Raw genomic sequence first — 13,310 nt, 5'->3', positions numbered from 1 at the left:
AGTTAAATGTTTTATCTTAACTTTGTGTCACCTAAAAATCGACTGATGAGAATTCTAAAATATATATTCCTACTAGTATTATTAGCTTTTGTAGGCGTTACTGTTTATGTAGCAACGCAAAAAGGCGATTTTGAAGTATCCAAAAGTATGGTCATTCACAGTCCGAAAAGTATTGTTTTTGATTATGTCAATGATTATAAAAACTGGGAAACCTTTGGTTCTTGGATGACCAAAAATCATGACATTACTTTTAACTATCCTGCCAAAACCATGGGCGCAGGTGCTAATTTTTCTTGGCAAAAAGATGGCGATGAAGGTTTTATCAAAACTTATTTTGTTAAGGAAAATGACAGTTTGGTCCAAAAAGGGAATTTCAACGGTACGACTGCAACCATTCACATGAAATTTAAAGACACTGTCGGTGGTACCAAAGTAACCATTCACAGTAAAGGTAAAATGGATTTGTTGACCAAAATCAATACGTTTTTCGATGGCGGAATGTCAAATATTTTGACCGATGCTTTTGAAAAGAGTTTGAGAAATCTCGATAAGACTTTGGATTACGAAATGAAAACCTATTCCATCAAAGTCAATGGCATTGTACAACGTAGTTCAGGTTTTTGCCTAAAGCAAACCGTTTCCTGTAAAATTAAAAGCCTATCAAAAAACATCAAAATCATTATGCCGAAAATGGTTCATTTCTTTAAGAAGAACCAATTGGCGATGGCCGGAAAACCTTTTGTGCAATATGAACGCTATGATGTGGCAAATGATATCGTAACTTTTTCTGTTTGTGTACCAACCACAAAACAAGTATTTGTGACTTCGGGAAGTGATGTTACATCGGGCGAAATTGTACCGTTTACTTGTTTGAAAACGACTTTGACCGGAGATTATTCGCATACACAAGAAGCTTGGACAAAAGCCAGAAAGCACATTGCAGACAATGACTTCCAAGAAAACTTCGCCGGAAAATATACGGAGGTTTACACCAAAACTATTGACGACATCAAACAACCGTCGAAATGGGTAACAGAAATTCATATTCCGGTGTTCCCAAAAACTCCGGTGGCGGAACCGACTTTTGTTTTGCCCACAACTCCGGCTGCAGAACCAGCAGAAACAACAACTAGTCCGACAGAAACACCATAATTTTCGGGTTGGATTAAACCTTTTCGATTATCTTTATTCCAACAGTTAAATTATTGCTTTGCAAGAAGAAAAGGATTTTATTCGGGAATTATTAGATCCTAAAACGCAGAATGTTGCGTTTCAAAAACTCTTGCGGGATTACCAAAGGCCATTGTACAGTCATATTCGCAATATTGTTTTAAACCATGATGATGCCGATGATGTGTTGCAAAATACTTTTGTCAAAGTCTTTCAGCATTTGAAAAATTTCAAAGGCGATAGTAAATTGTTCTCTTGGATGTACCGAATTGCAACCAACGAAGCAATTACTTTCATCAATCTAAAGGCCAAACGCAACGGAACAACCAGCGAAGCCATGCAAACCAAAATAGTCGAAAATTTAAAAGCTGATGATTATTTTGATGGAAATGAAATCCAGATCAAGCTTCAAAAAGCCATCATTTTGTTGCCCGAAAAGCAGCAATTGGTTTTTAAAATGAGGTATTACGAAGAAATAAAATACGAAGAAATGTCGGAGATTTTAGGTACGTCGGTTGGTGCTTTGAAAGCATCTTACCATCATGCTGTGAAAAAAATTGAAGATTTTATGAATACCAATTAAACCTTATCCTCTTAACTTTGTCAAACGATTATGAAACCATTTAAACTCGATAACGAACCTAAAATCACCTCAGGATTTACTACGCCTGAAGGTTACTTCGATTCGTTTAACGCTAAAATACTAAGACAACTTCCATCTGAAAAACCGAAAGTGATTTCAATTTTTAGCAGAAAAAAAACTTGGTATTATACTGCTGCGGCAGTTGTAGTAATGATGTTGTCCATACCTGTTTTTAATACTTTCAAAACTTCACCTGAAGAAATTGATGCCATTGCTTTAGAAGATTACCTTAACAATCATACAACGATATCTAATGATGAAATTGCGAATTTTTTGGACAAAGAAGATTTAGATAAAATGAAGCTAGAGTTAAATCTTCAAGATGAAGCTATGGAAGAAATACTATTAAACAACGCCGATTTAGAACAATACCTTATAGACTAAAGATATGAAAATCAACAATATACTTATCGCAATACTTATGCTTTTTTCGATAAACTCCTTTGCTCAAGGCGGTCGTTTATTGAAAGAAAAGAAAGAACAAATTAAATCCATGAAAGTGGCTTACATCACCAATGAATTGTCTTTAACACCGGATGAAGCAGCTAAGTTCTGGCCATTATATAATGCTTTTGAAGAAAAGCAACACGAAATCAGAAAGCAAAAACTAAAAGGCTATATGGATCGAATTGATGATGAATCATTTGACAATTTATCTGAAAAAGAAGCTTCAACACTCTTGGGACAAATGGAAAGCACTGAAGAGGAATTGCATCAAGCAAAGAAAAAATTTGTAGCGAGTTTGAAAGGCGTAATTTCCTCCGTGAAAATTTTGAAACTCAAAAAAGCAGAAGAAGGTTTCAATCGGAAATTATTACAACAATACCGCGACAAAAGACCTAGAAGATAAAAGCAAAGAGAGTCAAATGGCGCTCTTATTTTTTGAACTCAATTTTGATAATTTTGTTCTTTCCGGCTGCAAAAGCGGTGTCTTCATCAAGAAATCTTATGGTGTATAAAGTTGTATCAGTTGAGAATTGTTTCCAACTATTTCCGCTATCGGCAGAATAATACAAACCGCTTGCGCCTACTGAAACGATTCCTTTTCCATTTGATTTTGGTACAAATTGCACACATGAAGCATACCCAAAACCCATGTTTTCACCTATCAAACTCCAAGTTTTTCCACCATCTGTGGTGATTGCTTTGTTTTGAAAGTTTTGGGTTGGTTTTTCATAATTGCCCCCGGCGATAAATCCAATCTTTTCATCATAGAAATCAGCGGTGAAAATTCCGGTCATAGCTTCGCCTTGTACGATTGGTGTTTCATACACTTGCCACGTTTTGCCTTTATTAGGAGAATGAAAAACCCTGGATTTCTTTCCGCCGGAAACTATCCAAACGTTATTCCCTTTTAGAACAATATTGGTGTTACTGGCTGCGAATGCTGCTTCACCATCTACTATTAAAGGCAAGTTTTCACAATCTGTTTTCCTCCAAGTATTGCCACCATCACGAGTGATAATAACCGACAAACAATCAGCCGTTGGATCACCTATAGCAATACCTTCATTTTCATTCCAAAATTGCATACTGTCGTAGAAAACTCTTTCGTTTTTTTCCTGATAAACAAGCGTTTTATCCATTAAATTCTTTGAAAACTTGTACAATTTGGCCGGATTTCCGATAGACAAAGCAAAGAAATATTTACCATTAGTCGCCAAACTTCTGTATTCATATTGCAAAGTGTCGGTAACAATTGTTTTATCAATTTCTCCTTCTCTTTTAGGCGTTTGAACATAACCAATTCTACTTTTATCACCGGAGAAATATACTTTATCCTCAATAATTGTTATCGCCCTGATACTAATTTTATCATTCAAAATAGTATCGATAGTAACCGATTGAAACGTTTGTGAATTTACTTTGGAAAGTATAAAAAGAAAAAAAAATAACGATATACAAAATGACTTTTTCATAGTAAACACTAGGATTTTAAACGAATATACAAATTTTAAGCCAGTTAATAATTAGTTAAAAAAACTTCAAGAATTTCTATGGCACAGTAATTGGATATTGGCTTTCAAAACTATTCCATATTAAAACATTATATTATGAAAACTAAAATTATAACCTTGTCCGTTTTGTCTTTGTTGAGCATCACTGCGGTTTTTGCGCAAGACAGAACTACGGTTTCAGCCTATAATTCTGAAATCAGTGATAATCTTGATTTAAAAGCGGTAGCTTCTATTTTTGGAGATTCCAGAGATTTAGCCGATTTTGAAAGAAGATTAAATGACCCAAAAATTCAAATTTCCAATTTGGATTTAAACGAAGACAATCAAGTTGATTATTTGCGTGTAATTGAAACGGTTGAAGGCAACGCCCACTTAATTGTAATTCAATCGGTTTTAGGCCGCGATACTTTTCAAGATGTAGCTACAGTTGAAGTTCAACGTGACCGAGACAATCGTGTTCAAGTACAAGTAGTTGGGGACGTATACATGTATGGCCCAAATTATATTTACGAACCGGTTTATTCTTATACACCTGTAATCTATACTTCTTTTTGGGTTGGTAATTACAGACCTTATTATTCTTCATGGTATTGGGGCTATTATCCAAGTTACTATTATGCTTGGACTCCGTTTCCAATATTCAGATACAGAAGTCATATTGGTATCCATATCAACTTACACCACCACTATAATTACGTAAATAACAGAAGATGTCAAGTGGCTTATAATAGCTATTACAGAGGCGGAAGAAGAGGAAATGGTTATGAAGTACGTTATCCAAATCGTTCTTTCCAAGTTAGAAATACCGGTTATACCAACCGTCGTGAATTAGACCAAAACAGAAACACGAGAACAGTTGGCAATAGAGAATTGGCTAATAATACCAGAAACAATAGTAATACAGTAGTTTCCCCAAGAGGAAATACTAATACAAGAAGTGAATCATCTAGAGCGATAACTTCCAATGGTAACACGAGGAGTATTGAGTCACCAAGAACGGTGAGAACGCAAGAAGCATCGCCTAGAGTAAATTCAAATCAAAGAAATGAATCTCCAAGAGTTGTAACTTCTAATGGCAACACTAGAAGCAATGAGTCGCCAAGAACAGTGAGAACACAAGAAGCTTCACCGAGAGTAAATTCAAATCAAAGAAGTGAGTCTCCAAGAGCGGTAAGTTCAAATGGTAGCAGCAGAAGTTCCGAATCACCAAGAGCAGTGACTTCAAACGGAAATAACAGGAGTTATGAATCGCCTAGAAGCAGTGCTCCAAGAGAAATGTCAAGCCAAAGAGCTAATTCTGGTAGCCAAAGACAAATGTCGAGCCCGAGAGGAAACTCAGGCGGACAAAGAGAAATGTCTGGTCAAAGAAGCAATTCACAAAGAAGTGACAGCGGTTCAAAAGGAAACAGAAGAAGTTAAGTTTTATATATAGTTTTGTTGTTGAAAAAAGACATCGTTTAGGCGATGTCTTTTGTTTTTAAAAATAATTGGGTATTCCTCAATCAGGTAATTCAAAAAAATATAAATTTGCAGTCTTTAACTTTTCATTATGAGTTCGCATAATAGTAGTCTTCATAGCAAATTATCCGTTGGCGGATTATTAGTAGCATTAGGAATAATTTATGGAGACATCGGTACTTCGCCGCTCTATGTAATGAAAGCTATCCTTGGCGTTCATGAAATTTCAAGAGACATTGTTCTCGGTGGAATATCTTGTGTATTTTGGACGCTAACACTACAAACCACCATAAAATACGTAATCATAACCCTAAGTGCCGATAACCATGGTGAAGGTGGGATTTTTGCTTTGTTTGCGTTGGTTAAGAGAACCAAAATTAAATGGCTTATTGTTCCGGCGATTATTGGTGGTAGTGCGCTATTGGCTGACGGTATCATTACGCCGCCAATTTCTGTTTCGGCTGCAGTAGAAGGTATCAATACTTTTTATGAAATGGAAACCCAAACCATTCAAATTATTGTAATTTGTATTTTGTTTGTGTTGTTTACCATACAACAATTTGGTTCCAAATTAGTAGGGAAGTTTTTTGCCCCAATGATGCTGATTTGGTTTTCGATGTTGGGCATTTTAGGAGCATTACAAATCATGAATGACTTTTCTGTTTTCAATGCAATAAATCCTTATTATGCTTATGAATTACTTCAAATTCATCCTGAAGGCTTTTTTGTTTTGGGAGCTGTATTCCTTTGTACTACAGGAGCTGAGGCATTGTATTCGGATATGGGACATTGCGGACGAAAAAACATTCGCATCAGTTGGATTTTTGTAAAAACCATGTTATTGCTGAATTATTTTGGCCAAGGTGCCTATTTAATTAGCCATGAAGGCCAAACATTAGAACAATTAGGCGGAAAAGACGGAAATCCATTTTATCTCATTATGGCAGACTGGTTCCAACCTATCGGAGTAGTAATTGCGACACTAGCTGCAGTTATTGCTTCTCAAGCTTTAATCAGTGGTTCATTTACCTTAATTAATGAAGCCATGAGATTGAATTTCTGGCCAAAAGTAAAAATCAAATATCCTACGGAATTAAAAGGACAATTGTACATTCCTTCCATCAATTGGTTATTGCTTTTAGGTTGTATTGGCATCGTTTGGTACTTTGAAAAATCAAGCGCAATGGAACATGCCTATGGTCTAGCTATCGTACTTTGCATGATCATGACCACCATTTTATTGAATTTTTATTTAATTATGAAAAGGGTAAAATGGTACATCATTGGTGCCATTATTACAGCTTATCTCATAATTGAATTCAGTTTCTTGGCCGCCATTCTTCCAAAATTCATCCATGGTGGATTTGTAACCTTAATAATTGCTTCTGCTTTAATTGGTGTTATGGCGACTTGGTATTTGGCAAAACAAATTAGTAAAAACTACACTAAAATCGTTAAAATTGAAAACTACAAAAAGGTTTTAGCCGAATTGAGTGTTGATCTTTCGATTCCAAAATATGCTACGCATTTGGTTTACATGACCAATTCGAACCGAAGTGACGAAATTGAAGAAAAAGTAATGTACTCCATCCTTCAAAAACGTCCTAAAAGAGCCGATTTGTATTGGTTTATTCACGTTAATATCTTAAGCGAACCCTACAAAAAAGAATACAAAGTTACCGAAATTATCAAAGATGACATCTACAGAATTGATTTCTACCTTGGTTTCCGTGAACCAACTAAGATTAATTTAATGTTCAAACAGGTTATCAAAGAAATGGTGGTACGTGGCGAAGTAGATATCACCAGTAGATATGAATCTTTGAACAAAAACAACATCATAGGTGATTTCAAGTTTGTGCTTTCTGAAAAATTCTTATCCAACGACAGCGATTTAACTTTCTTCGAAAAAATAGTTATGAATACCTATTTCCTTATGAAAAAACTCAGTTTGTCTGAAGAAAAAGGATTTGGTTTAGACAGTAGTTCGGTGAAAATTGAACAATTCCCACTGGTCATTCACGCGCCGGAAAAAATTGAAATGCGCAGAATTGAAAGAGATTGCCCTGAATTGTAGCCAATATTATTAGACGCATCACCTACTTGTTGTATTTTAACAAACGTATTCCTTTTTAAACCTGTTAATTTTAACATTACATAACAAAAAAGGAATATCTTTGCACGCTTATTTTTTTACAACATGCGATTACATCGAAATTTAGTTTATACCACGATTGACTCTTTAAATGCCATTTTCAACGAAGGGGAATATGCCGATAAAGTGGTGGCTCGTGCCTTAAAAAAAGACAAACGTTGGGGAAGTTCCGACCGTAAATTTGTGGCCGAAACCATCTACGAAATCGTACGTTGGAAAAGACTCTACATGGAAATTGCCGACGTAAAAGAACCTTTTGACCGTGACCAATTATGGCGATTATTTGCCGTTTGGGCAGTTTTACGCGGTTACCCTATTCCCGATTGGAGACAATTAGAAGGTACGCCCGAACGCAAAATCAAAGGCCGCTTTGATGAATTATCCAAAATCAGAAAAATGCGCGAATCTATTCCGGATTGGATGGATGAACTCGGTGTAAAAGAATTAGGCGAAGACATTTGGACCAAAGAAATTGCAGCTCAAAACAAGCAAGCCCAAGTTATACTTAGGGTAAATACTCTAAAAACAACCAAAGAAAAACTTCGGGCCATTTTAATGGATTTAAACATCGAAACGGAATTCCTAAAAGACCAACCAGATGCTTTAGTCCTAAAAGAAAGAGCCAACGTATTTTTAACGGATGCTTTCAAAGAAGGTTTCTTCGAAGTACAAGACGCTTCTTCGCAATTGGTCGCTGCTTTCCTTGACGTACAACCGGGAATGAGAGTTGTTGATACTTGTGCCGGCGCTGGCGGAAAAACACTGCACATGGCTTCTTTAATGCAAAACAAAGGGCAATTAATTGCCATGGACTTGTATGAAAGTAAACTCAAGCAATTAAAATTAAGAGCCAAAAGAAACGGCGCTTTCAATATAGAATACCGAATTATCGATTCGACTAAAGTGATTAAAAAACTTCACGAGAAAGCAGACAGAGTTTTGATTGACGCACCTTGTAGTGGATTGGGTGTTTTAAAAAGAAATCCTGATGCCAAATGGAAGCTCCAACCTGAATTCATCGATAACATCAGAAAAGTACAAGCTGAAGTTTTAGAAAATTATTCTAAAATTGTGAAACCCGGCGGCAAATTGGTTTATGCTACTTGCTCAGTCCTACCGTCTGAAAATCAGGAACAAATTAAACATTTCTTAACTACCGAGATTGGGAAATCATTTACCTTTGTAAAAGATACTAAGATTTTGGCACAAGAAACCGGATTCGATGGTTTTTACATGGCCTTATTAGAACGAAAAGAAATATAAAAAAACAAATGAAGAAAATCTTTACCCTTTTATTTTTTAGTCTTACACTTGTTGGTTTTGCGCAACAAACCCAATCGGTTAATGCCATTCCACCGGGATATTACAATACGGCTACCGGAACAGGTTACACGCTTAAAACGCAATTGTTCAATATCATCAATGGCCACAACGACAGAACTTACTCGGGTTTATATACAACCTATTTAACTTCTGACATTGATATGTATTATGAGAACAATGATACAATGTTAGACATGTATACTGAAAACCCAACCGGAAGCGAATGTGAGTTTGTGTACGGTGGCGGTTTACAAGACGATGGTACATTAGGAAATAATGAATGTGAACGTTATAACAGAGAGCACTTGGTACCGCAATCCTATTTTGGAAACGGTGTTACCCCAATGTATTCTGACGCCCATTTTGTTATTCCTTCGGATAAACACGTGAATGCTCAAAGAGGTGATTTTCCGTTTGGAAGAGTTAACAATGCGACCAACACCTATTCTAATGGCTCTAAAAGAGGCTTGAATCTAAACTCAGGCTATTCTGCCGGATTTACTTCAACAGTATTTGAACCAATAGACGAATTCAAAGGTGATATTGCCAGAATGTTACTTTACTTTGTTACAAGATATGAAGACCAATTGGCTAGTTTTTATTCAACTTCCAATTCATTATCTAAGGTTATGTTTGATGGTTCAACCGGACAATCATTCTCGCCAACATTCCTAAACATTTTATTGACATGGAATCAGCAAGATCCTGTAAGCCAAAGAGAAATCGACAGAAACAATGCTATTTACGCACGTCAAAGCAACAGAAATCCATACATTGACAACAACACTTATGTAACTACCGTTTGGGGATTGCCTTTGGGAACTTCCACATTTGAAAGCTTAAATGCCGTTTCCCTTTATCCGAATCCATCAAACAATGGCATTGTAACTATTTCAACTGAAATTGCGCTTGATGATATTGAAATCATCACCATTAACGGTCAAATTTTACAACAAATTAAAAGACCAACTTTAGAAAACAATACCTATACCATCGGTAATTTGCCTAAAGGATTTTACTTTATAAAACTGTCAAGCAACAATGATTCAGTGACCAAGAAAGTTTTGGTAAACTAAATTAAAAGTAAATTATTAAGACAAACGCTGTTGAATCCAACAGCGTTTTTTTTTGTTTTCGCCTTTGCCCAATAAAAATAATCAATACTATAAAGCATAGAAAACGCCGATTTTCTTTGAACTTTAACGCATCTTTACTATCTTTCGCCCTCATAATGTGTAACCCTTAAACATTTATTCAAAATGTTAGAAGAAAAGAATGATAACCTGCAAGAGGCAGATGGAAATGTAGTAAACGAATCACCGGAAGTGACCACTACTGAAAATCAGGAAACTACAGCTCAAGATGAAAGTCCGGAGTTGGAAGTTAGCAGTAATACTGTTGAAGCTGAAATAACTGAAGAAATCCAAGCAGAAGAAACTGAAGTTGAAGCTGAAGCGGAGCAAACTGTTGAAGCCGTAAGTGATGTTGTCGAAGAAATAACAGAAGAAACTGAGACCGAAGCAGCGGTTTTAACCGAAGAACTTACTGAGGACGAAATTGAAGTTGCCACTGAAAAAGAAGCATTGGTTGAAGAAACTGTAGAAGTGGTTTCAGAAGAAACTCCAAATACTGTTGTTGAATTGACTGCTGAAGAAGTAGCCGATGACTCGAGCGTAAGCGAACAGGCGGTGCAAACTGCTAGTGATGTTGCCATGAATGCTATTCAGGAAGTGAATGCTGAAGAAGGTGAAGACGAATCGTTAAAAGAACGTCACGATATTCCAATGCTGGATTATGAAACTTTATCCATGGAGCAATTGGTGGATGAATTGGGTAATCTAGTCGTAGTAGAAAAAGTGATGTCGGTTAAAGACCATGTGGAAGAATTGAAAAAATCTTTCTTGTCAAAATACCACCATTTTATAGAAGAGAAAAAAGACGAATTCCACGCTGAAAATCCGGATACTACAGAAGATTTCCATTATCATTTTCCTTTAAAAGTTAAATTTGACCAATTGTACTCGCAATACCGAGACAAGAAAAATACGCATTTTAAAAGTTTACAAAACAACCTACAAGCCAATTTAGAAAACAGAATGGCCATTGTAGAGGAACTTAAAAACTTAATCCACAGTCAGGAAAGTATCCCAGTAACGTTGAAGAAATTTAACGACATCCGCGATCGTTGGAAAGTAGCCGGAGCTATTCCGAAAGACAAGTACAACCACGTTTGGAACAATTACCACTTTCACTTGGAGAATTTCTATGACATTCTGCACTTAGACCGTGAGGCACGTGACTTAGATTTCAAACACAATTTAGAACAAAAACTAAAAATCATAGCGCGTGTAGAAGAATTGGTTCACGAAGAAGACATCAACAAAGCCTTCCGTGAACTACAAGATTTACACCGCATTTGGAAAGAAGATATCGGTCCGGTTTCTCGCGAGCAACGTGAGGAAATTTGGAATCGCTTTAGTGAATTGACCAAACAAATGCACGACAAACGCGAAAGTTTATACGAAAAACTACGCGAAGGTGAAACGGCCAATTTAGAGAAGAAGAAAGAAATCATCGCACAAATTGAAGTGTTGGCGCAAGAAAAAGTAAACTCTCATGCGGCTTGGTTAGGCCAAATTGAAAAAGTAGAAGCTTTGAGAAATCAATTCTTCGCGGCCGGAAAAGTGCCTTCTGAAGTCAATGAAGACACTTGGACCGCTTTCAAAAATGCAGTAAGAAGTTTTAATGTATTGAAAAACTCTTTCTACAAAGACATTAAAAAAGACCAAAACGATAACCTTTCTAAAAAACAAGCGTTAGTGGCCAAAGCCAATGAGCTAAAAGAAAGTACTGATTTTGCTGCCACAACGCCATTGATGAAACAAATTCAGGAAGAGTGGAAAACCATTGGTCATGTGCCGAGAAAGTTCTCGGACAAACTTTGGACAGAATTCAGAGCCGCTTGTAATGAGTATTTCGAGAAATTGAAAGAGCAGAAATCTGAGGTAAATGAAGAAGAAGTAGAAGCTTTTGAAAAGAAAAAAGCCTACCTAGAAACCTTGAGAGCTTTTGAATTGGTTGGGGAACACAAAACCGATTTAGATGCCATCAAAGCACACATTGAAACTTGGAAAAGCTATGGTAAAGTGCCTTTTGCGCGTCGTCATATTGAAGGGAAATTCAATAAAATACTGGATGCTTTATTCGAGAAGTTAAGCTTGAGCAAGAAAGACAACGAAATGGCGCGTTATGCCAATAAGTTAGACCATTTAGCCAATTCAGACACTCGCAAATTAGACAACGAAAAGATATTCGTGATGCGTAAAATTGACGAAGTACAAGGAGAAATTTTCCAATTGGAGAACAACATCCAATTCTTTGCCAAAGCGAAAGCAGATAATCCGATGGTAAAAGAAGTAATGAAAAACATCGACTTCAAAAAAGAAGAGTTGGCCACGTTGAAAGACAAGCTGAAACAACTTAGAAATTTGAAAATAGAATAACAAAAAAGCCTCGAAATATCGAGGCTTTTTTTATTGCTGTATTTTAGAAGCTAACAGATAAATTACGGCCATTCGTATGGCAACGCCATTCTCCACTTGGTCTAAGATAACCGATTGCTGAGAATCGGCTACGTCTGAAGTGATTTCAACACCACGGTTGATTGGTCCGGGATGCATGATGATGATTTCTTTCTGGAGTGAATCCAATAATGCTTTGTCTAATCCGTATTGCTGTGCGTATTCTCTGGTCGATGGGAAATAATTCACATCCATTCGTTCGTTTTGTACGCGAAGCATATTGGCTACATCGCACCATTCTAGTGCTTTTCGCAAATTCGGTTCAACGGTTACGCCAAGGCTTTCGATGTATTTCGGGATGAGTGTTTTTGGGCCACATACTTTGACTTCGGCACCTTGCATTTGCAAAGCGTAGATGTTAGACAAAGCGACTCTTGAGTGCAAAATATCGCCTACAATGACTACCTTCTTTCCTCCTACTTCGCCCAGTCTTTCTCTGATAGAATAACTATCGAGTAAACCTTGTGTTGGATGCTCATGCGCTCCGTCTCCGGCGTTGATGATGCTGGCTTTTACATTTTGTGATAAGAAGTAAGCCGCACCCGGATTGGCATGACGCATCACGACCATATCGACTTTCATCGACAGAATGTTATTTACGGTATCAATCAGTGTTTCGCCTTTTTTGACCGAAGATTGCGCCGCCGAGAAACTAATTACATCGGCTGACAGTCTTTTTTGTGCCAATTCGAAAGAGAGTTTCGTACGCGTACTGTTCTCAAAAAAGATATTGGCAATGGTAATGTCGCGCAGCGAAGGCACTTTCTTAATCGGGCGGTTAATCACTTCTTTGAAATGATCTGCCGTTTCAAAAATCAAGTCGATGTCTTGCTTTTGCAGGTATTTAATCCCTAGTAAATGGTTGACTGACAGTTCGGACATTTTTTTTGTTGTATTATTTCGCTGCGCTCCGATTATTAATTTTTCTTAATATCAAATGCCTCGGGTGTTGTATGTTGTAAGTTATATGTTGTTGTCTCTTCTAAAATTCGTAATTCTCTTATCCCTTATCCCTTATCCCT

General features: G+C 36.8%; 11 protein-coding genes. 9 read left to right on the top strand and 2 right to left on the bottom strand.

Features of this window, described 5'->3' with window-relative positions; genetic code table 11:
- Window positions 1–45 precede the first annotated feature (45 nt).
- From B3C16_RS02880 to B3C16_RS02865, 4 genes are read left to right on the top strand one after another with little or no spacing between them, the layout of a single operon-like run.
- Window positions 46–1,152 carry an SRPBCC family protein gene (locus B3C16_RS02880; protein WP_291128557.1) on the top strand — a complete coding sequence of 369 codons (1,107 nt, stop codon included), beginning with the start codon at window positions 46–48 and terminating at the stop codon, window positions 1,150–1,152.
- A gap of 58 nt (window positions 1,153–1,210) precedes the next feature.
- Complete coding sequence (locus tag B3C16_RS02875; protein ID WP_121313477.1) at window positions 1,211–1,753, top strand: RNA polymerase sigma factor; 543 nt, start codon at window positions 1,211–1,213, stop codon at window positions 1,751–1,753.
- Window positions 1,754–1,783: 30 nt separating this feature from the next.
- On the top strand, window positions 1,784–2,197 hold the full coding sequence (locus tag B3C16_RS02870; protein ID WP_291128555.1) for a hypothetical protein: 414 nt from the start codon (window positions 1,784–1,786) through the stop codon (window positions 2,195–2,197).
- Between the two features lie 4 nt (window positions 2,198–2,201).
- A complete protein-coding gene (locus B3C16_RS02865; protein WP_291128554.1) occupies window positions 2,202–2,663 on the top strand; it encodes a sensor of ECF-type sigma factor in 462 nt (153 codons plus the stop codon).
- 25 nt (window positions 2,664–2,688) lie between these two features.
- On the opposite strand, the gene B3C16_RS02860 is transcribed toward B3C16_RS02865, so the two are convergent.
- Window positions 2,689–3,732: a sialidase family protein gene (locus B3C16_RS02860; protein ID WP_291128553.1), complete on the bottom strand. Its 1,044-nt coding sequence runs from the start codon at window positions 3,730–3,732 to the stop codon at window positions 2,689–2,691.
- Window positions 3,733–3,867: 135 nt separating this feature from the next.
- On the opposite strand from B3C16_RS02860, the gene B3C16_RS02855 reads away from it, so the two are divergent.
- The 5 genes from B3C16_RS02855 to B3C16_RS02835 all read left to right on the top strand — a co-directional run bounded on the left by B3C16_RS02855 (window position 3,868) and on the right by B3C16_RS02835 (window position 12,210).
- Window positions 3,868–5,190, top strand: coding sequence for a hypothetical protein (locus tag B3C16_RS02855; protein ID WP_291128552.1), 1,323 nt, complete (start codon window positions 3,868–3,870; stop codon window positions 5,188–5,190).
- Window positions 5,191–5,320: 130 nt separating this feature from the next.
- Window positions 5,321–7,306: a KUP/HAK/KT family potassium transporter gene (locus B3C16_RS02850; protein WP_199717128.1), complete on the top strand. Its 1,986-nt coding sequence runs from the start codon at window positions 5,321–5,323 to the stop codon at window positions 7,304–7,306.
- Between the two features lie 123 nt (window positions 7,307–7,429).
- Window positions 7,430–8,647, top strand: a complete 1,218-nt coding sequence (locus B3C16_RS02845) for an RsmB/NOP family class I SAM-dependent RNA methyltransferase (protein WP_121313471.1) — start codon at window positions 7,430–7,432, stop codon at window positions 8,645–8,647.
- An 8-nt stretch (window positions 8,648–8,655) separates the two neighbouring features.
- Window positions 8,656–9,783 carry an endonuclease gene (locus B3C16_RS02840; RefSeq protein ID WP_291128551.1) on the top strand — a complete coding sequence of 376 codons (1,128 nt, stop codon included), beginning with the start codon at window positions 8,656–8,658 and terminating at the stop codon, window positions 9,781–9,783.
- A 183-nt stretch (window positions 9,784–9,966) separates the two neighbouring features.
- Complete coding sequence (locus B3C16_RS02835) at window positions 9,967–12,210, top strand: DUF349 domain-containing protein (protein ID WP_291128549.1); 2,244 nt, start codon at window positions 9,967–9,969, stop codon at window positions 12,208–12,210.
- A gap of 30 nt (window positions 12,211–12,240) precedes the next feature.
- Here the strand turns inward: B3C16_RS02835 and B3C16_RS02830 are convergent, their stop codons facing one another.
- A complete protein-coding gene (locus B3C16_RS02830; protein ID WP_291128548.1) occupies window positions 12,241–13,170 on the bottom strand; it encodes an aspartate carbamoyltransferase catalytic subunit in 930 nt (309 codons plus the stop codon).
- Window positions 13,171–13,310: the final 140 nt, after the last annotated feature.

It is taken from the genome of Flavobacterium sp. UBA7682 (assembly GCF_002482945.1).
Classification (GTDB): Bacteria; Bacteroidota; Bacteroidia; order Flavobacteriales; family Flavobacteriaceae; genus Flavobacterium.
The sequence above is the reverse complement of the archived record's forward strand: the minus strand, read 5'-3'. Positions and strand labels throughout refer to the sequence as shown.

Coding starts and splice junctions, on each gene's coding strand:
- B3C16_RS02845 (WP_121313471.1), top strand. CDS start 7,430: ATGCGATTACATCGAAATTTAGTTTATACCACGATTGACTCTTTAAAT.
- B3C16_RS02835 (WP_291128549.1), top strand. CDS start 9,967: ATGTTAGAAGAAAAGAATGATAACCTGCAAGAGGCAGATGGAAATGTA.
- B3C16_RS02840 (WP_291128551.1), top strand. CDS start 8,656: ATGAAGAAAATCTTTACCCTTTTATTTTTTAGTCTTACACTTGTTGGT.
- B3C16_RS02870 (WP_291128555.1), top strand. CDS start 1,784: ATGAAACCATTTAAACTCGATAACGAACCTAAAATCACCTCAGGATTT.
- B3C16_RS02830 (WP_291128548.1), bottom strand. CDS start 13,170: ATGTCCGAACTGTCAGTCAACCATTTACTAGGGATTAAATACCTGCAA.
- B3C16_RS02855 (WP_291128552.1), top strand. CDS start 3,868: ATGAAAACTAAAATTATAACCTTGTCCGTTTTGTCTTTGTTGAGCATC.
- B3C16_RS02880 (WP_291128557.1), top strand. CDS start 46: ATGAGAATTCTAAAATATATATTCCTACTAGTATTATTAGCTTTTGTA.
- B3C16_RS02850 (WP_199717128.1), top strand. CDS start 5,321: ATGAGTTCGCATAATAGTAGTCTTCATAGCAAATTATCCGTTGGCGGA.
- B3C16_RS02860 (WP_291128553.1), bottom strand. CDS start 3,732: ATGAAAAAGTCATTTTGTATATCGTTATTTTTTTTTCTTTTTATACTT.
- B3C16_RS02865 (WP_291128554.1), top strand. CDS start 2,202: ATGAAAATCAACAATATACTTATCGCAATACTTATGCTTTTTTCGATA.